A 20,794-nucleotide genomic window follows, 5' to 3' on the forward strand; every position below is an offset into this window, starting at 1 on the left:
ATATTTCACTAATTATTAACAGGTTGTGTTGCTTCCGAATTTCGAACAAGCACCATGTATTGAAAGTAGTCTGTTGTATATTTTCCTTTTTCATCCAGGAGTACCCGCATGTTTTTCGGCATCATATCAGCGTATTTAATATTTAAACTTTTAAGCAGATATGGTGATCCTTTAGCCTTTAAATTAAATAAGGTTGCTGTATTCGGTTTTGTCACCGCTTTAAAATCCGCTATCCCCTCCACGTTGAGCAGCGGACCATCATGATTAAACTGAGTAATCATGCTAAATCTTTTTCCTTTGTCCTGCCAGGCTTCCGGAATTGCAAATGTAGGAATCATCATCTTTGAATCTACATAAAGCATAACGATAGAAAGTATTTTACCTTTTAGTGGTAGGTTTTCATTTTGAGCAAGCAGAACTGCTAATGATTTTCTTTTCCCCGGATTTACCTCAGCTTGAATGACATGACCAAAACCAAAAAAACCATACAGTTTTTTATCCTTCCAATTTCTTACTTTAAACAGGTCTACGAAATTATCATGCAACAAAGTCTCCCTATCAGAATTTATCATCATACAATTTTTTAGGGCAAATCGTAAGTCTTCAAATTTACTGACGCTTTTAAATTGCGGATTAAGTTCAAATTCGCTCTTTAAACCTGTTGAAATAGATATAATTAAGCTGTCATTTTTTGCCTCTAAAGCATTGATTAAAGGATGGAATGCTTTGCTTATTTTCTGTAAGGACGGGTCTTTCAAAACTTCTTTAAAATACCTGGCAGCTATCACTGTATTTTCTATATGATCGATGCCTTCAAAATATATTCTTTGATTTGGTTTGAGTTGCTGATTGTAGAGCCTTATCTTCCTGATCTTATTTTGAAAATCCTTGTTCCCCCACTGAATATCCTGCTTTACCCAATCGTCAAAGACATCATCTATTAACTTTTCATTTCCAGTTTCCAGGTATTGGTTTAGAAAATATGCTTTAGCAAAGTCAAATTCTGCAACATACGTGTTTAAGTTAATTTCACGATTTAACATAGTGACCATTGTATAGTCAATATCTTGCCCTTTTTGAATACCATGTATTTCACTTAACAGGAAAAGCTTATGATTAAAAAATGAACTATCGAGTTCATTCCTATTTAAGATGTCCTTTGACAGGTCAATAGCATGATTAGAAAGATAGCTCTTGACAGTTTGAGCAGCCCCGTTCAATGATAGAAATAGAGTAGCTACTAAAAATAAATTTTTGATAAGCGTCATAAAGTTGTATGTTTTCACAATGCGGTCTTCGACATACTTTGAGAAAGCACGCAACACATTTAGTGTAAAAATGTTAATTATATATTGTAATTATTTAATTATTTACCATTAATTAACTTAAACGCCGACAACAGAAAACACAGATTATCTAAGTGCCGGATTAGCTGCTTTAAAATATTTTTTACCAGGGACATCAGTAACTTAATTTTGTTTAAATTATATTTTGTACAATTTCCGGACTAATCTTTACAATATATTTGAGCCAGCATCATAAGACCCCAATCATTAAACCATGAAACCAAAATCCATGCTCGCCTACCCCTGTTTTCTTCTATTTTACCTGGGATTTATTATGGTAGCTCCAGCACAAAAAATAAGTTCAATTTAACTAAACAGATCCAGTCGGTAGTTTCCAAAGACAGTTTGCCTGGCCTTGCTGTAACTATTGTTGACACCAAAGGTGTCATATATAAAAAAGGCTTCGGATTTGCCAACATCCAGGCAGCAGAACCTTATACCTTGAAATCTATACAACCTATTGGGTCAGTCAGTAAAATGATATTAGCTGTAGCACTTATGAAGGCAACAGAATTAGGCTACTTTACTTTAGATACCGATATCAATGAGATTCTTCCTTTTAAAGTAATTAATCCTTATCAACCTGATCATGTAATTACAATAAGAAAACTGACGACCCACACCTCCGGCTTATTAGATAATCCAATTACTTTCCCCAATACTTACAAATTTGACCTGAAACGCAGGCCTTTCAGCAAGGATCTTATGCAGCTCATGAAAAGCATGGGTTATCAGCAAAAAATCAAGGACTCTACACTGAAAGAATTCAATTATAACTATTTATCTACTGAAGGCAAATACTACAGTAAGGATAATTTTGTGAATATTTCTGATAGTCAAAAGTATGTTTACAGCAACATTGCAACAGCACTTATTGCCTATATAATTGAAATTAAATCCGGAACTTCCTATAGTGCCTTTACCTCTGAATATATTTTCAAACCACTATCAATGAACCATTCAAGCTGGTTCACCGCTAATGTAAAGCTAAAAGATCAGGCAAGACTATATCACAACTCAAATCTCATCTTCCCATTATATGATTTCATTACTTATCCGGATGGAGGATTGAAAACTAATGCATCCGACCTAAGTAAGTTCCTGGTAGATATGATCAATGGATTATCAGGAAGATCCGTTTTATTAAAACAAAAATCTTTTCAGACCATGTTTACACCTCAATTTTCTAATCAGGATCCACCAAAGGGAATAAAGCTTGAGAGTAGAAACAAGGGTATCTTATGGAATTTGTACACAAATGCTACAATTGGACATGATGGAGACGATCCGGGTGTTAGTGCATATATCCTTTTTAATCCCTCAAATGGTTTAGGAGGATTATTTCTCTGCAATAAATATCTGGAAGACAAGAGCCCCCTTGTAAACATCCTTACACAGACTGTAACTGAGGGTAAATAAACTTTTCACATTGCAACTTATTGGACAGATTGAAAACTTTGATAAAAGTGTTCGGTAAGATAAAGACAGCATCACAAAACAACTCAGTGCAGCCTGAGGTGTTTTGTGAAATTCAATTCTAAGCTCGTTCTACCCTATATCCAATACGCTTGTGCTTTAATATTTTTCGGAATCACGCCCATCATCTTTAAAGCACGTCTAAACCTTTGAATTGACAAACCATTTCCTGTGAGGTAAAAAAGCCCTTCTTTAAACATATCCGGACAATCATTCCTCATCACTTCCAGACAAGATATTGCATTTTTAGCGGGGTTTCCCGGCGATTTTAAAACACCATGAACAGACAAGTCCAGCCGCTTTATAACCTCTAAATTCTCCATCCTAAGTTCTAGTATTCCATGGTAATATTGGTTGTTGTTTCTAATTTCCCTGGCAAAGAGACTTACCAGACTTAGGCTTGTTTCGTCGCCAAAAAAGAAATGATATTTCTTCTCTTTTTCAAGCATTTTTCTCCCCCTGGGAATGACCATTTTCAGCTGCTCCCCACCTAAAAGATGTGTGGCAAAATGACTGCCCGGCCCGGCTCCATGAGTATGAAATATAATCTCACAACTCCCCTCTCCCTTATTAAACGCTGAAAGGGTGTAATTGCGAAATTCATGATCGCTTACGCGGAAAGCGACTGCATCTCCAGGGTAAAAATCTGTTTCAGAAAAATCACCGGAAAAGCTTATTTTCTTAATTTCAGGAGTCAATTCTAAAACTGAACTTACCCTCACCGATAGATATTTTGAGGCTAGTAAGCGCTCCATCGTATCACCGACCCACTTAAGTATTACACTCTTATTTCTTTCCATGTCCTTCCGTTTTTTGTTGGGACAAAGTAATGGAAAACAAGAAAATCAATCAATGAACAGATCTGCGGAAACACAGGACTATTTGCGGTATTAAGAACTATATCCTATGTTTTTTCCGAAAATGCATGGGAGGAATACCGACTATCTTAGTAAACAGCCGGATAAAATAGGCCGGGTCAGAATAGCCTAGGTTATAAGCGATCTCTTTGACCGTATTATCAGAATAATAAAGCATCCTTTTAGCCTCCATAACAATTTCCTGATGTATCCAGTAGCTTACCGGATAACCGGAACTCTCCTTCACTGCTTCATTCAGATAAGATGGCGATAAATTTAGGGATGCGGCATATTCAGACGGACTTTTCATTGTCCTGTAGCTCATTAACAACAAGCTTCTGAATTCACGGTTAATAATTGTTGTACGGAGATTGGATGGAGAAGATGACCGGATTTTCTTTTGATAACCTACAGTGAACAAGCTCAGACAAACATCAAGCATGGCACGTTTTGGCTGCTCATCAAAACTACCATACTTTTCGGAATCAAATGTCTGCAACAATTGAATGCAATCTTTTAACAGGGTTGATTCATCCTGGTCTATGTTAACCAGCGTGTTTTGAATACCAGCTTCCATTAAAACCATACGGAACGGATCTTGAATACAAACCGGGTCTACTACAATGACGTATGAAAGAGTCTCTTCGGTCGAAATTCCGTAGTGTACTTGTCCCGGAAATATGCAAAAAATAGCAGCGCCTTCAATTACCACCTCCTGAAAATCAACCATCAATCTGGTACTTCCAGATTCCTGATGTATCAATACATAGTAATCATCCCGATGCGCCGGATGAGTTGACAATGTATACCACTCAGGCTCTAATTGTAGGACTTCGAATAAAGCTTTACCCCTTTCCTGTAACTTGAATAAAGGTATTGGGGAGGACTTGTTCGTCATGAATTATATAGTAACAGTTTAAAACTGTAAAGTACGGTATATATCTGTAGAAAGGTAGACAAGAGATCAGAATCACTGGACTTTTTAGGGTATATACATCTTCATTGATAACTAATTACATGACCTACTCAACGAATAAACACGTTGTATGTATAAGCTGGCAGAGCCGATTCCGTTTTAAATTGGCAGATATTTACTATCGTATCATTGCCAAAAAAAACGGCAAGAAACTCTCGACAACTTGTTTAAAAACAGGCATTGGAAGATCATTAGCTTAATGATATGATCAGAATTTCAGGATGGTTTCCCAGGCATGTGTTTCAATTTCTCTTTTAAAACATGGTATTCTTTTTCCAGATGTCGGAAAGCGGCTATAAATTCTGGACGCTGTAAGCGATAGTATAATTTAATCCGGTTGATTCCCCTACGATGATACTCCTTTACCTTTTGTCTTGCTGCTCCGTGTGTTTCCATCATTGCATGTCCAATATAAGGTACCCGTTGTTCCTTTGAAATTAACGCCCCACCGGCTATAAATAAGTCTACATTATCCGGTTCAGTCTGTTTCTGCCATTTTAAAAGCGGCTCTAACCAGTTTTCTGGTTGTCCCATTGTTAATACCGTGGTCGTTCCAAAAGGCAGGTACTGAGCGGAAAGTCTTTTACGAAAAACCTTCAAAGAATCCCTAGCCAGAAAGACAGGTGCTTTCTTATAATCGCCGAACACATCGGTTGGATGAATGTGCCTATCAATAAAACCAGATGTGACCAACTTTCCCTGCGCATCAATTTCCTTTTTTGTCTTGAATTTGACTGAGCTTTCGGGTATAATGCTCTCAATGTTACTCCAAAGTAAAAAAACAATAAAAAGCATATCATTACAACTGCCGGTCGTACAAGGTATAAATTCATCAATCTTTCTTTTAGAAGTTTTAGGTCTAAACCAAAATAGCATAACCTATTTAAATTCCCATTACCTAAATGTATCCAAATTAATCTAACAACAAACCAATTAACCCTGTAAACCAAACGATAACACTCAGCTCTCACTGGAAAAACCACTAAAAAAGGTAATATACCGATCCCGAAATACCTTAGAGAAATCCAGGTTTTTCAAACAAATTTCGTTTTACACTAAGGAAAAACTAAATTGAATGCAACGTTCTATCTCAGAATCATCATATCTCTAAAAAACAATATGAAAGCGCTCTTAATCCTCCCGATATTCTTATTAATACTCAGCTGTAGCGAGGCTCAAACCCCGACTGAATCCTATGTTTTTGTTACTTACACTAATGAACTCAATAAAAAAGTTAGTGCCGAGGATCATGAATATTTTGGCAGAAGCCAGGGTCTTTTTAAATACCCCTTAAAGCTCCACCATTGCCTTGATCACACCATAATCAGGATCCAGCCAATTTTCAAATTCACCTTTAACTTCGCTAAACATCACGCGATGTGTGATATATGTTGAAGGCTTAACCTGTCCGGTTTTCATAGAGGCAATCACATGATTAAAATCCTCAGAGGTCGCGTTCCTGCTACTCATTAAAGTGGCTTCACGCTTGTGAAACTCCGGATGATTGAAACTGATATCGCCTTTTTGTATACCAACTAGTACATATCTGGCACCATGTGCGAGGTATCGAAATCCATCATTAATAGCCTTTAAGCTTCCTGTAGCATCGATCACTACGGTCGGCATATCGCCATTAGTGATCGAAGTAATGGCTTCCAGACTATCTTCTTTCAGCGGATTTACGGAATGTTGCACCTCGAGGTTATCTGTACAAAACTTTAAGCGATTGTCGTTAATATCCATGGCAATTACCTTTGCTCCTGCAATACGGGCAAATTCCATGACTCCTAAACCAATTGGTCCGGCGCCGATCACCAGCACAAATTCACCAGAAACGATATTCGCTCTCCGGACGGCATGTGCGCCAATAGCAAGCGGCTCCACAAGGGCCAGTTCATCATAACCTAGCCCCTCGCCATGAACCAGCGAATACGAAGGCAGATTTAAATATTCAGTCATCCCACCATCAATGTGAACACCGGCAACATTCATTTTAACACAGCAGTTGGGCTTATCCGATTTACAGGCAATGCAGACACCGCAATTAAAATAAGGAATACAGGTGACCATTTCTCCGTTTTCAAAACCCACAGCGCCGTTGGCCTCGATTAATTCGGCCGAAAGTTCGTGTCCGAGGATACGAGGGTAATTAAAGTAGGGTTGCGTCCCCTCAAACGCATGCAAATCAGTTCCGCATATGCCAATTCTCTTAATTTTGACCAGCGAATATTCTTTCTCTACTGACGGAATTTCCTTTTCTGAATACACCAGATTACCGGGTGCCTCGCAAATTAATACTTTCATTTTTATACCTTATTTATTTTATGCTCCGTAATGGCCGTTGTAATTTGATCAAAAATATCCTCTGGCAATGCGCCCATAGTCCAGTCCTCAATTGTACGTTGTATCTGCACGATATTTCTCGCTCCCATCACCACACGTGTGGCTTCCCGGATAGAAAACAAATAGCGTTGCGCCAAAGTAGCAAGCGGTATATTGTACATTTTTGCGATTTCATTAACTTTTACAGCATGGCTGATGTCCTGATTGCTAATCAGATCGCTGCCCGGAGGATTTTCCCTGTACGCTTCAAAGCGATTTCCTAGTAGGGAAAAATGCAGTGAAGAGGCCGCGTAATAAGAGATATCATGTGCTTTGAGGTAAGGAATATCGCTTTCGAATGCAGATAAGTTACAAGCATCCAGCTTACAAAAACCTGATACTACCTGAAAGTTCTCCCTGGTGATATATGGTCTGAATTCAGCTGTTGGATTCCCTCCAACACCGATCATTTTTGTGAGTCCATCCGCCTGAATCCCCTTTAAAGTCGCTATAATCTCCTCAATTTTGTCCAGAGGAACGCATTGAGGCTCATGTAAAAACAGCAGATCAACCTGATCCACACCTAACAAGTCCAGGCTTCTTTTCACGCTACTCCGCATGCCTTCAGGCGAATAGTCCAGCTTAAAATCATACGCTCCTGCTGCCTGCAACCGGCCTACTTTAGTACTGATGAAAGGACGTTCTCCAGTCCAGCTTTTTAATGCTTTCCCTACATATTTTTCAGAATTGCTATAGGATGGCGCTGTATCCAAAGCTGTGATCCCCTTTTCAAAGGCGTAATGTAGACAAGCTATTGATTCTTCGGGATCTACCTCGCCCCAAACGCCCCCTAGACCAGAGGTGCCGTAAACTAATCGACTTCCTGCTCCGGGAAAATCACTTTTATAAATGTCCGGTTTAAATGTTGGTGTGAATTGCATGTTTAAATTTGGTTAAATAGCTGCGTTTTCCTGATCTTGCCAGTCACCTTGCGAATCACCGGATCAATCAACTTTTCAAATAAACGCTGTTTTCTAAAACATAATCCCTGAAAATTGTCCAATCATTAAGATATATTGTCATCATCCGCGAATAAATGATGACTTTAGGTATAATTATGAAGCCGCAACTGCTAAAAGTACTTTATGAAAATGACCATTCTTTTGGTATCAGAAAAGAAATGGTGCCAAATATTAACAACAGGTGGCATTATCATCCTGAAATTGAACTCATACATTTTCATGCAGGTGGCGGCACTCAATTCATCGGCGATCATATTTCTCAGTTTGAACCGGGGGATGTCGTATTGGTTGGACGTAACCTTCCTCATTTCTGGAAATATGACGAGGTATTTTTGAATGATCAAACAGGTGCGACCCCTTATTCTACCGTCATACATTTCTTTGAAAACTTCATTGGGGAGCGTTTTCTTCACCTGCCGGAAGCGAGGCAGATCAAAATATTGCTGGAAAAATCGGAAAGAGGAATCCTGCTAAAAGGAGATTCGGCAAAAAAAACAGGAAGTTTAATGGAGCTCATTTACCAATCAGCGGGCATCCAGCGGATTTTAGCATTAATAAACTGTTTATCTGAACTATCAACCAGCGACAACCTGATTCCCTTATCCTCTTTAGGTTTCAAATATAATTTCAGGGAATCGGAAAACCACCGCATCACCCTGATCTATAATTATTCCTTAAATCATTTTCAGAAGAAAATCAGGCTGGCAGATATTGCTGAAGTTGCCGGGATGACGGCCAGCTCATTTTGCAGGTATTTTAAGCACCATACCAGTAAAACGTATTCCGATTTTTTAATGGAAATAAGGATCGGTTACGCTTGCAAACTGTTGCTGGCGAATCAGACCTCAGCAAAACAGATATGCTATGAAAGTGGGTTCAACAATTTCTCCAGTTTCCATCAGTGCTTTAAAAAAGTAACTGGCAAGACGCCTCAGGACTATAAAAAAGAATACAAATCCTAAAGAAAAACAGGCTGTCCTTCATTTTCGGACAGCCTGTTTTTAAAGATTAAGTACTCAAGAATATCAGGCATTCAAGCCACCATCAATTGTAATGGCAGTTCCGGTAATGTATCTTCCTTCTTCGCTGGCCAGATAAGCAACCAGACCAGCAATATCCTCGCCTGTTCCATAGTCTGAAAGTGCCATGCGGCTCCTCAGAAAATCGGCCAGGTCAGTATCTGAAGGGTTCATATCGGTATTAATCGGGCCTGGCTGTACAAGGTTCACCGTGATGCCCTTAGCACCCAGATCTCTGGCTAATCCCTTGGTAAAACCTGCAAGCGCAGCTTTACTCATGGTATACAAAGTAGTTTGAGGACTACCTGCGTTATCAGCCATATTGCTGCCAATGGTGATGATCCTGCCATTGCCGGGCATCTGAGGTGCCGCAGCAAGGGCTGCTACATATACCGCCCGAACGTTGATCGCCATGATTTCTTCGTAATCTTCGAGTGTGTGTGATTCAAATTCCTTACCGATATATATTCCGGCATTGTTCACCAGAATATCAATAGGACCAAGTTCTGCAATGGTTTTTTGAATGGCAGCTGTTAAAGCTTTCGGGTCGATACTGTCTGCTTCCACAGCTGAGGCTTGTCCGCCATTCGCGTTAATTTCTTCAGCTACAGCGTCTGCTTTTTTCCTGGATTTAGAATAGGTTAATACGACAGTTGCACCTTCTTCTGCCAGTCTTTTGCTGATTGCGGCTCCCATTCCACGGCCACCGCCGGTAATAAATGCTATTTTGTTTTCTAAACGTTTCATATTATTTTGTTATTGATTTCTATTCAAAAGTAGATACTAATAACTATTTTTGTGGGTAAACACTAAATTGTCAGGTACTAACAAAAAGGTAAGAAATGAGAAAGGAATCATCTACGAATGCTATCAATGAAAAACAGATCAAAGACAGTTGCGGTATGGCCTATTCATTATCGGTATTAGGGGGCAGATGGAAGCCTGCGATACTTTGCCGGTTGATGTACCAAACCATGCGCTATAGTGATCTGAGAAATTCGATAGAACAAATTTCTGAAAGGATGTTGGTTTCGCAATTGCGTGAGCTGGAAGCTGATCAGGTGGTCAAACGGACGGTTTACCCGGTTGTTCCGCCAAGGGTAGAATACGAACTAACCGCGCTCGGTTTAAGTATGAGACCGATGCTGAAAGCCATGTCCGACTGGGGCAACATGCACCGCAGCAAGGTTAATCCGGATGCCGATATTGTGGTTTCGGAATTTTAGTTACGTTAAAAAAATATTATTCATGACGAGCTTTTCTTTAAGCATCTCAATCTTTCTGTCTTTTCGTTTAACCTTCTCTTCCAGTTCCTGAACCCGTTTCGTTAAAAGCTCCTGATATAATCCTCTTTCCAATAAAACCCGTTCCAACAAAGCAACATTACCCAGGTCAGTAGCTGAGCTTTGTGCCGCCTGAAGCGAGCTCTCTTGTAATTCTTTTACCAGATCACCCGGCTCAACATCAAAGAATTTAGCTATTTTCAATAACTGATCCACATTGATCATGTTCTGGCTTTCCAATTTGGAATAAGCAGATTGTGAGATTTTCAAGTATTCTGCAACGGTTTCCTGCGAAATCCCTTTATCCACACGGATTTTCCTGATTCTATCTACTATATTCATATTTGCGCTAAATGATAATATAATATTACGAATATTATTCCTGTATATATAACTATACTTATTTCGATTTTTTTTTACTATTGAATTATATATCAATAACATTGATAATGTGATTTCTTAAAAAAAAGCAGCTATTCTGAATCCCAAAAACATGAAAATATAATTTAAGCACATCCTATGTCACCGCCACTTGAAATCAAGAACCTGAGCTATACATTGAAGAATGGGACATTGCTTTTTGACAACCTAAACTTAACCGTACAAAAGGGCAAAATCTTCGGATTACTTGGCCCCAATGGGACTGGAAAAAGCACACTGTTTAAGCAGATACTAGGCATCACGAGATACCATGAAGGCGAAATTCTACTTTTCGGAAATCTAATGTTAAGGGAAGATACTGACAGCAGAGCAGTCTTAAAGCAAGTGGGCAGTTTAGTAGAACACCCTTCGCTTTACGATCATTTAACAGCCTCCCAGCACCTTAAAATGCAATGTAATGTGTATGGCATCAATCCGGAACAGATCAATAGTACGCTTGAATTGGTTAAGCTTACTCCTGCAAAGGACCAGAAAACGAAAACCTTTTCTATGGGAATGAAACAGCGTCTTGGCATTGCTATGGCCTTAATCACCCGGCCTGAATTTGTCTTGTTAGATGAACCATTAAACGGGCTGGATCCGGATGCAATTATTGATATCCGGAACCTGATCATCAGCCTGAATAAAGAACACCATACTACATTTCTCATCTCCAGTCATATTCTTTCCGAAATGGAACTTGTTGCAACGCATTTAGGGATTCTGCATCAAGGTAAACTGGTTTACAATGACATCAATCCATTGGGCCGAAGGGAATGTATCCTGACCAACAACGACTCGATAGGCCAGCCCTTTCTGGAAGCTCTATCCGCATCCAGCTTAAAACACCATATCCGGATTAACCAGATCGCCATTTACCTGCATACGGATCATGAGGAACAGCTGTTTGAGGAACTCATAAAGGATTATCCCGGAACACCACACCTCATCAGTGAGGGAAACATCGAGAATCTGTACAAAAGATATACAAGTGCATGAGGGAATTACTGAAGAACGAATACACGAAATTTAGCAAGGCCATTTATGTGTGGATCATCGTTGTAGTGCCCGTGTTAATCTGTATCATTTCATTTTGCATTTCCAATTTAATGACCACAGCCAACCTTGAATTCCTGATGGAGAAAACAGGAATCAGGAACCCCTGGGTTTTTGTTGAAGTTACTCCTCTTACCCTCTTAAGCATCATACTTCCTTTGATTACCTGTGGTTTATGTGCCTATAATTATGACGTTGAGCAGCAAGCCTATGGCTGGAATAAAATGCTGAGCTACCCCTTTTCAGGGCGCTTGGTGCTACTGGCAAAAGCAATATCAATGAGTGCATTGCTACTCGGTAGCCTGATTTTTAGCCTGATACTTTCTATTGTACTAAATAAAGTACTGATCTTAACCAGACCCGAATTCCAGTTAGACCAGCACCAGCTAAATCATTATGTCCTTATGGCAGCCGGTCTTTTTCTTGTATTTAAATGTTTCCTGGTGATCACCACGGTTAACCTATGCCTTTTCCATATCAAACAAATCTGGCCTGTGGCGATTGTATGTGGGGTACTTTTTTCAGTGGCACCGCTGCTTTCATTCCAGAATTTCGATGGAAATCTGATTGACAGTTATAGCAATCAGGATATTGGTTTTGTATTCCGGGAAATGCTGGGTGGCAAAATGCAACTTATGCTGGGAGGTCTATTGGTATTAGTCCTCACTTTATATAAGTATGCTCCTGCTCAAAGATTAACACAATAGATTATGCTGATCAGACTTTTACGCAATGAATGGATCAAATGCAGTAATGACAAGGCACTCTTGTTCATCCTTTTTTTACCCGCTGTTTATCCATGGTATTTCGTGTTTGAGCAGTACCTCAAAACGGATATACGCCTTATAAATGATATTGATAGCGGACAAAACGACATCCGGAACATTTACCTCCTGCTCTATCACAAGATTTATATTACTTACGTATTTTTGATCCTCCCCTTATCTACAACTTTTCTGATCTCATTTTACGGTCGGACGATGCTTAAGAAAAAAGAACTGAGCACTTTGATGGTCTACCCGGCAGCTCTGGTTTCCATTACGAAGAGCAAACTGATCAGCCTTTGCGCTTTAGTGATTGTATCCGGAATCATCTTCTATTTATCGACTCAGACCGCGCTTTTTTTGCTATTTAAATTTAAACCACAGCTCAGCCTCTATATCATTACCTTATCCGTTTGGGATGTTTTCTCCCTGACCTTCCTATACCAGTTGATTTTTATATTTTTAAGTCTTCCGGTAGCCTTTTTATGCTACATCATGGCCCTTAAGTTCAGGTATGCCATTCTCTTGAATCTGATCATTTCGGTACTCCTGCTGATACTTGGATTACTTAACACGGTACTTGCGAAGATCAGCCTGTTCATTTTTCCTTTTAAATATTACATGAACATCGCGCAAAAGCTGAGAAGAGATTTGGTTCCACCAGCTCCGGGCAACATTCCTCTGGATTCAATATGGTTACTCAGCACCGTTATTTTCACGATGTTACTTAGTTACCTTATCCATCGGATGATATTAAATTATGAGGACAAATAGTCTTCAGGTCTGATCCGAATAATTCAACCAGAGCCGCGGCTATTCAAAAATCAGGCAGTTTAAAAGACAAAAAACATCTGGAATTCTTCAACAGCTTACTTTGCAGAGAGCTGCCTTGTCAAGGGGGAAGCTTTGGACGCAATCGGCGGGACACGATAAACCTATTCATTAAATAGCTTATCAAGGTCCTCATGAAAAATGAAACGGCCACCTTTTTAGGGGCGGCCATTTCAACAAAAGGAATCAGCCCAACCGCAGATTCCAATAAATTTAAATCCGACTAATAACCTGGATTTTGCGTTAACCCATTATTTCCGGAAATCGCCTTGGTAGGTACCGGGAACCGATTTAAATGTATGGATCCAGAAGGCTGATGATCCCACCAGGTACCGCTGGTAAACATTTCCCATCTGATCAGGTCTGTCCGCCTTCTACCCTCTCCTAAAAACTCAATACTCCATTCGTCCAGCATTCTGTTGCCATCCAGATTAGCAATTGTTACCGGATTAGGATCTACCCCGTTTGTAAAATCACGTTTCCTCACCTCGTTAATCAGGCTTACTGCCCCGGCCTTATCGCCCGCGCGCAATTTACATTCCGCCAACATATATTGAATTTCGGTCAGCCTGATTGCCGGGTTATCAGCAGCCCATCTCAAGCTTTTATCCTGATCACCGGGAATTGGTACTTTTACCAACCTGATGCCGGTATTTTCTTCTCCTTGCGACATCTTTGAAGGAAGTTCTGAATTAGAAGCATATTTTTTGCCCGGGCCAACTTCAGAGAACCGACCTACCTGATCCAAAAAGACCAATGGTTTATCTTTATATTCTTCCCCACCATTAATAATCCCTCCGGCAGGTGTAAGATGTGGTCCAACGATAAACATCCCTTCATAACGACCGCTACCAAGGTATTTATAGCCCTTTTTACGAAGGTCCCCATTGTCAAACTTCTCAAAAGGAGAGCCCAGTTTAAAGTCGGCGCTATACAAGGTTCCATCAGGTTTTCTAGACGGTGTAAGGTGACCACCATTATCGGCACCCATATCTACCCCAAAATACTGTCTGGAATTGTAATGATAGAAATTGGAATAAAACCAATTGTATTGCAGCTTATTGAACTCTGAAGGTATCGACCAAATGAGCTCCGGAGATTTATCATTTGTAAAAGTATGCGGTCCACTCCAGGTGGCATCAACCGAATACACTCCATATTTTTGGTCTATGATATCCTGAGTAATCTGCTGGCATTCTACGAACATATTTTTACCGATGTATGCTTCCGCATTAAAATATAAGCTCGCCAACATTGCCGCTGCACCTGCTTTTCGGATAGCGCCTTCTTCTTTATCACCTGCTTTTTTTGCCGGAAGCTTTTCAATCGCGTTTTTAAGGAGGTTTTCGATATGTGTAAATGTTTCCAGATCAGTACCCCTTAACACCCCCTCTTTATCAAGCGAATCGAAGATTGGTAATCCGCCAAAAAAATCTAGTCCCCGAAGGTAGAAATAAGCGATTAAAGCGTTCAGCTGGTTCACATGGTCATCCTGATCGGCTTTGCTCATTGCGAACTTAGAATAATCCAGTTTTTCAAGATCATTTCTGGCATCCAGAGACAATGCAATACCCATCAGGGTTCCACGCCATGTTTCCCAGATCCATCCATCATCCGGTGTCCAGCGATGGTAATGATACCGCTCATTTTCTCCTCCATTATACCAGTGACGGCCCTTAGTCGTAATGGCAAAATTATCCGCCGTAAATTCCTGTAACCTCCAGCGGTCAGCACCAAGATACCAGTGGACATGAGTAAACGGTCTATACAAAGCAGCCATGATGTCTTTCTTGCTTTTGAAAAAAGTTTCGGGAGTTACCTTATCATAAAACTCCTGATCAAGTTTTGTACATCCTCCGGAGATCACCAGGAATAACACCAGCACTCCTATTTTTATGTTGATTCTATTTTTCATGGAATATAATTATCTTTCAATCGTTATGAAGCTATCATAAGCCTATTCATTGCTTTTTTTAAGCGGTAAGCTTATGATGGTTTCATTAGAATGTGTTTTTTGGTTAGGAAACGATTTGTGAATTGGACCTGTATTAGAAACCGACCTGCACACCGAACATAAAAGTTCGTGTTTTAGGATAAGCATTTCGCTCTTCAAATCCGGGATCAAGACCATTGATATTTACTTCCGGATCGAGCCCACTATACCTGGTTAAAACAAACAAATCTCTACCCGTTGCATATATCCGCAGGTTCTTAAGTGACTTAATCAGGTTCTGCTTAAAAGTATAACCAAGGCTAATGGCATCTACCTTCAGGAAGTCGCCTTTTTCCAGCCAGTAATCACTCAGTTCCTTCTCTCCTTTGATGTCTTTATGTTTCTCGTAGGCTTCACGCAATACATTTTGCCCCTGCACATTCGGAAGACTATAGTACATATTGATCATATTAAACACATCATATCCGAGCCAGCTTCTCAGGTAAATCCCCGCATCAAAATTCTTATAAGCGACAGAATGGCTCCAGGAAAGAATGACTTTTGGAATCGCATTACCTACAAAAGCTTTATCAGCAATGGTTTTAGAACGCTTGGTTACGTCAAAGGCCTGTCCGTCTTTATCGTAAAGCATCCAATTCCCTTCAGGGGTAAAACCGGCAGAACGCCAAAGGAAAAACTCACCAATATCATGGCCAGGAAAAAGACGCACTGCATTTCCCGGAGATCCCGGTGCTGGAAAACCCATTCTATCCGCAAAAGTCTGGCTACCGGACAGCGTGGTCAGGCTACTTTTATTTCCCGACATCACAACCCCCGTCGTGTATTTAAAGTCGTCACGGTCTATAGCATTCCAATTCAACTCGACTTCAAAGCCCTTATTTTGCATACTTCCAATATTCACGGTCGTAGTTTCATAAATAGCAGGTGGCTGAGAAACATTGATATTATAGATAATATCATCGACTTTACGCTTGTAAAAATCTAATCTACCAGTGATTTTGTTGTTCAGCAATGCAAAGTCCATCCCCACACTAAATTCCTTTTTAACCTCCCATTTAAGGTTTGGATTTTGATTGTGCCGAACCCCATATGTACGTTGCCATTGCCCATCAACAAGCCACCAGGCATCCGGAGCATACATTCTATAGGCTACATTGGCATCGAAATCCGCATTCCCGGTTTCGCCATACCCGCCTCTAATTTTAAGGTCGTTGATAAACTTCAGGCTTTTCATAAAAGGTTCTTCCGAAATTCGCCAGGCCAGAGAAACACCCGGGAAAGTTCCCCAACGCTTACCCGGCGCAAACTTGGAGGAGCCTTCTCTTCTCAATGTTCCGGTAACGATATACCGATTCATAAACGAATAGTTTACCCGACCAAAAAAAGCAATCAGTTTCACGGCCGGATCTTTGAAAGAGGTCATATTAGCTCTGCCATCGGTTAAGAAAGTACCATTATTCATATCATTTTCGCCAATTCCATCTACGGAAAAATCAGAATTCTCCGCCATAAATCCCTGTCCGTTGAAGTCCTGGTAAGAATAACCAGCTACCGCATTAATACTATGGTTATCGATCACCTTATTATAGTTGGCAGTCCATTCGAAAGTACGGTCGGTATAGCGCTTATACTCCTGTTTGGCATAACCATCAACCCCATCCGTTCGGGAGATCCGGTGTTGCGAAGAGCGATAATATATTGGGTTCTCGCTATTGTTCTTTACTGCGACCATAGCTGAAGTATACAAATCTTTCGTCAGGTCGACCTTCAATACAGAGCTCGCCAACAGATATTTATTCTGCCTTTGTTCTTTACGAAGCCTCACCTCAGCTACAGGGTTCCAATAATCATAACCACCTACCATCACGTTTAAACCAGTAATATCATTCGGATCGTATGGTGATTGAGTGGGGTTAAGAACCAGTGCCATATTAAAAATATTGTTGTCCGTAAGATTGGCATCTACATGGTTGTAGCTTACATTCGTACTCAGCTGCGCTTTCCCATCAAAGAACTTGAAAATCGTGTTGATTCTCCCACCAATTTCTTTTCTATCTGAACCTATTGCAATCCCTTTAGCGTTACGCATGGTTACGGTGGAATAAACCTGTGCGTTTTCGCTACCTCCATTGGCATTTAACACATACCGCTGACTAAATGGTGATTTATTGGTCACCTCCTGATACCAGTCTGTACGCGAACCAAAATCAGTGCCTAATCCTTTTTCAATGAACTCATCACCGCTCAGCGACTCCGGACGTCGTCGGATACTTTCGGTAAACAGCTCCGTAGTAAAAGTAATATTGGCCGGGCCTACTTTTGCTCTTTTGGTAGTGACGAGGATCACCCCTCCAGAGGCCCTCGTACCATAAATTGCAGCAGCCGAGGCATCCCGCAGTACGTTAATAGACTCTATATCTTCCCGGGCAACCGAATTGATGCTTCCACCGGGAACCCCATCTATCACAATTAACGGCCCTTGTCCGGCATTGATAGAATTGACACCACGAAGTTGTACGGTTACATTGGCATTAGGATCGCTGCCATTAGAGGAGCTAATTGTTAAGCCCGGTACTTTCCCTTGTATCGAAAGTAAAGGGTTTACAGAACCTGAGATAAAATCTTTTGGCTTAATGGTAGACACTGCACTGGTCAGGTCTTTCTTTTCAATGGTTCCATAGCCGACCACCACCACTTCATTCAGGTCATTTTTTTCTTCGGTGATGACAATTTCAATTGTTTTTCGGTTATTCACAGGCACCTCCATTGGGGTAAATCCCAATGCAGAGACTACCAGCACCGCATTTTCAGGTACACTCAAAGAGAAATTACCGTTAGCATTTGTAGAAGTCCCCCTTCCTTTAATACCTTTTACAATTACTGATGCACCGGGAACAGGTTTTCCTAAGGCATCTTTAACCGTCCCTGTTACGGTGATATCCACATTTTTTTTATCATTGACGATTATTGTTAAGGAGGAGACCGTATAACTCAAGGGTTGATTGACAAAGCACTCCGCTAATACGCCTAATAGCGGGGCATTTTTCGCATCAACAGTAACAGGTCTGGCTTTTTTGATCAGGTTAGAATTAAAAATGATATCGTAATCGCTTTGCACTCCGATTTTTTCAAGAACAGTTTCCAGGGGAGCATTCTTTTCTGACAAGGTAATTTGCGCCAGTACTGAGGCATTTACCTGCACAGAGAGCGAAAAAACCAGGACAGTGATCAGCTTTGTTTTAAACGCAATCTTATCTTTTACACAGGTAAACCTGCATAAGTTAAACTCGTAAAATTTCATACATTTGGTTGGTTAGGTTGTTTGACACTCAGCGCATTAAACAAACAGACACATGATCTTCATCGACCATGTATTATTCAGATTGAAAAGGAATAATGTTCTATTTGGTTAATCATTACAATTGTTGGTATCGGCAGACAGCGTAACTAAAGTTTACCCCCGGAAATGTGACCGCATTTCCGGGTTTCTTTTGATTACCTGCTGCTAAGATCATGGCATAACGCTTACCCTCCTTCCTTCGACTTTAAATTTAACATCACCTGTAAGCGTCAATACTTTAAGTACTTCGCTCAGGTCTTTGGATCTGGAAATTTTTCCGCTAAAATTAAGTCCATCCAGTTTCCCATGATATTCAGGATCGATATCATACCAGCGGGATAGCTTTCTCATGATGTCCTGGATACTTGTTTCCTTAAATAAAAAGTATCCGTTCTTCCAGTCTATAATCGAATTTGTATTCACCATCCTGACCTGGAAAGCCCCCTGATCCATCAGGCATTGCTGACCTGGCTTTAACATGGTGGAATGGTTCCCCCGGGTCACCTTTACGCTGCCTTCCAGCAAGGTTGTCCGGATAAATGACTCATCCTCATAAGCATTTACATTGAAATGAGTTCCATATACCTCCACTTCTTCCTTATTGGTGATGACTTTAAAGGGCTGAGATTTACGTTTTGCTACTTCAAAATAAGCTTCTCCATCGAGCATTACTTTTCGCTCTGCGCCGGCAAACTGCGCCGGATACTTCAAGGAAGATGAAGAGTTTAGCCAGACATTCGTTCCATCAGGCAAGTGGATTTGATATTGACCACCTTTCGGGGTTTCTATAAGGTTATAAGTAATTTGTCCTTTTTCAGGAGCATTACCATTATCAGTAGCCGTATAAACCAATTGTCCTTCGCGGTCCTTTTTAATCGTAAAGCCAGCCTGTTTTGCGAGAATACCATCACCTGCATCATCCAGATTAATAACCGATCCATCACTAAGGGTTAACCTGGCTTTATTCCCACCAGGTTTGATGACTGTTACACAGGCAGATTTTGGTGCCGCAGGTTTATTTATGGCAGTATCCGGCCTGTGATACAGGAAACTGAACACCCCAATGATTACGAAAATGGAAGCGGCTATACTGAACCAGGTTACATAAGATGTATTCCGGGGAATCACCCGCTCTTCCTTTATACTTTGCATGATCACAGATTTCAATGCAATCCCATCAGGTTCAGGGAAATTTAAAGCGGCTCCTTTATCATCCATCCGCTCATAATATTCCTCCAGCAGACGACTTTCCCCGGGACTTGCCTCATCATTTAAATAGCGATCTATCAGTATTAAAAAAGTGTTCTTGTCCATAGGCTATACTTATAAGTACCAAAACTTACCGGATACCCTATGGTATTTTTCGTTTTTCTTTTAAGATGGAAAAACAAATGAAAAAAAAGAAGTATTTGAAAGTAATTATTGATGAAATTCACACCAAAGGAGGATGGTGATACAGGTTTCTACATTCAGTCCGGCCCGAATCGCTTTTAGCGACTTGGAAATTCTCTTTTCGACGGTCTTTTGTGAGATACTTAAATAGCTGGCAATTTCTTTATAGGTCATTTCTTCCTCCCGACTCAATAGAAATGCTTCCTTACATTCATCAGGAAGGTTATTTATCAGGTCTTGAATGAGATGTTGCTGTTCTTTAAAAAGCAAGGGATTTTCAGCGATGATCTCGGTGGTCACATCCGCCAGTCTTTCATAAAACTGCTGATCGGTTTTATGTTTGCGGATTACTTTTAGCACGCTAAATCTTAGCGCCTGATGGAGGTAGGGTTTCAGCGCCAAAATATCTACTTCCGTACGGCGTTGCCAAAGTCTTAAAAAAAGATCCTGCAAGACATCATCCGCCGCCTCTGGATCTTGCAATATATTGTTTGCTTTTCGATAAAGCTCCTTCCAATATCGATCATAAATCTCACCGAATGCCTGCTCTTCCCCTTTTTTTAAAGCAGTTATTAATTCAGCATCGGACAGTAGATCACAGCTCATCATCTATTTTAAGGGAAAACCGAATCTAATAAAAAAAGATGGAACTCCGCTGCCAATCAATAGACCTTGTTTCTACCTGAACATTTTCATCAAGTATTGTATGCTCCTTTTTTTACTTGCGCTTTCAGGT

18 protein-coding genes are annotated in these 20,794 nt (G+C 40.4%); 6 read left to right on the plus strand and 12 right to left on the minus strand.

Translation table 11 applies throughout. The features are described from left to right. Nucleotides 1-8: 8 nt before the first annotated feature. Nucleotides 9-1,268 carry a hypothetical protein gene (locus OQX61_RS00600; protein ID WP_265839697.1) on the minus strand — a complete coding sequence of 420 codons (1,260 nt, stop codon included), beginning with the start codon at nt 1,266-1,268 and terminating at the stop codon, nt 9-11. Nucleotides 1,269-1,664: 396 nt separating this feature from the next. On the opposite strand from OQX61_RS00600, the gene OQX61_RS00605 reads away from it, so the two are divergent. Beyond that, nucleotides 1,665-2,765: a serine hydrolase domain-containing protein gene (locus OQX61_RS00605; protein ID WP_265840312.1), complete on the plus strand. Its 1,101-nt coding sequence runs from the start codon at nt 1,665-1,667 to the stop codon at nt 2,763-2,765. A 134-nt stretch (nt 2,766-2,899) separates the two neighbouring features. Here the strand turns inward: OQX61_RS00605 and OQX61_RS00610 are convergent, their stop codons facing one another. The 5 genes from OQX61_RS00610 to OQX61_RS00630 form a co-directional block, all read right to left on the minus strand. Next, nucleotides 2,900-3,622 carry a siderophore-interacting protein gene (locus OQX61_RS00610; protein WP_265839698.1) on the minus strand — a complete coding sequence of 241 codons (723 nt, stop codon included), beginning with the start codon at nt 3,620-3,622 and terminating at the stop codon, nt 2,900-2,902. Nucleotides 3,623-3,719: 97 nt separating this feature from the next. Then, on the minus strand, nt 3,720-4,577 hold the full coding sequence (locus tag OQX61_RS00615; protein WP_265839699.1) for a helix-turn-helix transcriptional regulator: 858 nt from the start codon (nt 4,575-4,577) through the stop codon (nt 3,720-3,722). Between the two features lie 294 nt (nt 4,578-4,871). Then, complete coding sequence (locus OQX61_RS00620; RefSeq protein WP_265839700.1) at nt 4,872-5,531, minus strand: hypothetical protein; 660 nt, start codon at nt 5,529-5,531, stop codon at nt 4,872-4,874. Nucleotides 5,532-5,945: 414 nt separating this feature from the next. Beyond that, nucleotides 5,946-6,959: a zinc-binding alcohol dehydrogenase family protein gene (locus OQX61_RS00625; RefSeq protein WP_265839701.1), complete on the minus strand. Its 1,014-nt coding sequence runs from the start codon at nt 6,957-6,959 to the stop codon at nt 5,946-5,948. Between the two features lie 2 nt (nt 6,960-6,961). Continuing rightward, nucleotides 6,962-7,918, minus strand: coding sequence for an aldo/keto reductase (locus OQX61_RS00630; RefSeq protein WP_265839702.1), 957 nt, complete (start codon nt 7,916-7,918; stop codon nt 6,962-6,964). Nucleotides 7,919-8,094: 176 nt separating this feature from the next. Here OQX61_RS00630 and OQX61_RS00635 point away from each other — a divergent pair, with 176 nt between their 5' ends. Then, on the plus strand, nt 8,095-8,961 hold the full coding sequence (locus OQX61_RS00635; protein ID WP_265839703.1) for an AraC family transcriptional regulator: 867 nt from the start codon (nt 8,095-8,097) through the stop codon (nt 8,959-8,961). A gap of 63 nt (nt 8,962-9,024) precedes the next feature. Here the strand turns inward: OQX61_RS00635 and OQX61_RS00640 are convergent, their stop codons facing one another. Beyond that, nucleotides 9,025-9,765: an SDR family oxidoreductase gene (locus tag OQX61_RS00640; RefSeq protein ID WP_265839704.1), complete on the minus strand. Its 741-nt coding sequence runs from the start codon at nt 9,763-9,765 to the stop codon at nt 9,025-9,027. 95 nt (nt 9,766-9,860) lie between these two features. On the opposite strand from OQX61_RS00640, the gene OQX61_RS00645 reads away from it, so the two are divergent. Next, nucleotides 9,861-10,244 (plus strand): helix-turn-helix domain-containing protein, encoded by a 384-nt coding sequence (locus OQX61_RS00645; protein WP_265839705.1) that lies wholly within the window; start codon nt 9,861-9,863, stop codon nt 10,242-10,244. On the opposite strand, the gene OQX61_RS00650 is transcribed toward OQX61_RS00645, so the two are convergent. Further along, entirely contained in the window at nt 10,245-10,643 is a 399-nt protein-coding gene (locus OQX61_RS00650; RefSeq protein ID WP_265839706.1) for a helix-turn-helix transcriptional regulator, read from the minus strand. Nucleotides 10,644-10,820: 177 nt separating this feature from the next. Here OQX61_RS00650 and OQX61_RS00655 point away from each other — a divergent pair, with 177 nt between their 5' ends. The 3 genes from OQX61_RS00655 to OQX61_RS00665 are packed head-to-tail and all read left to right on the plus strand — an operon-like array spanning nt 10,821 to nt 13,315. After that, the gene (locus tag OQX61_RS00655) at nt 10,821-11,720 is read left to right on the plus strand and encodes an ATP-binding cassette domain-containing protein (RefSeq protein WP_265839707.1); all 900 of its coding nucleotides are present in this window, start codon (nt 10,821-10,823) and stop codon (nt 11,718-11,720) included. Further along, nucleotides 11,717-12,484 (plus strand): ABC transporter permease, encoded by a 768-nt coding sequence (locus tag OQX61_RS00660; RefSeq protein ID WP_265839708.1) that lies wholly within the window; start codon nt 11,717-11,719, stop codon nt 12,482-12,484. The genes OQX61_RS00655 and OQX61_RS00660 overlap by 4 nt, the downstream gene beginning before the upstream one ends. 3 nt (nt 12,485-12,487) lie before the next feature. Beyond that, nucleotides 12,488-13,315 (plus strand): hypothetical protein, encoded by an 828-nt coding sequence (locus tag OQX61_RS00665; protein ID WP_265839709.1) that lies wholly within the window; start codon nt 12,488-12,490, stop codon nt 13,313-13,315. Nucleotides 13,316-13,595: 280 nt separating this feature from the next. Here OQX61_RS00665 and OQX61_RS00670 read toward each other — a convergent pair whose 3' ends face one another. From OQX61_RS00670 to OQX61_RS00685, 4 genes are all read right to left on the minus strand, one after another. After that, nucleotides 13,596-15,287, minus strand: a complete 1,692-nt coding sequence (locus OQX61_RS00670) for a RagB/SusD family nutrient uptake outer membrane protein (RefSeq protein WP_265839710.1) — start codon at nt 15,285-15,287, stop codon at nt 13,596-13,598. Nucleotides 15,288-15,420: 133 nt separating this feature from the next. Continuing rightward, nucleotides 15,421-18,627, minus strand: coding sequence for a SusC/RagA family TonB-linked outer membrane protein (locus tag OQX61_RS00675; RefSeq protein WP_265839711.1), 3,207 nt, complete (start codon nt 18,625-18,627; stop codon nt 15,421-15,423). 210 nt (nt 18,628-18,837) lie between these two features. After that, the gene (locus OQX61_RS00680; RefSeq protein ID WP_265839712.1) at nt 18,838-19,980 is read right to left on the minus strand and encodes a FecR domain-containing protein; all 1,143 of its coding nucleotides are present in this window, start codon (nt 19,978-19,980) and stop codon (nt 18,838-18,840) included. 105 nt (nt 19,981-20,085) lie between these two features. Beyond that, nucleotides 20,086-20,667 carry an RNA polymerase sigma-70 factor gene (locus OQX61_RS00685; protein WP_265839713.1) on the minus strand — a complete coding sequence of 194 codons (582 nt, stop codon included), beginning with the start codon at nt 20,665-20,667 and terminating at the stop codon, nt 20,086-20,088. Nucleotides 20,668-20,794: the final 127 nt, after the last annotated feature.

The organism is Pedobacter sp. PLR (assembly GCF_026239675.1).
Lineage (GTDB): Bacteria > Bacteroidota > Bacteroidia > Sphingobacteriales > Sphingobacteriaceae > Pedobacter.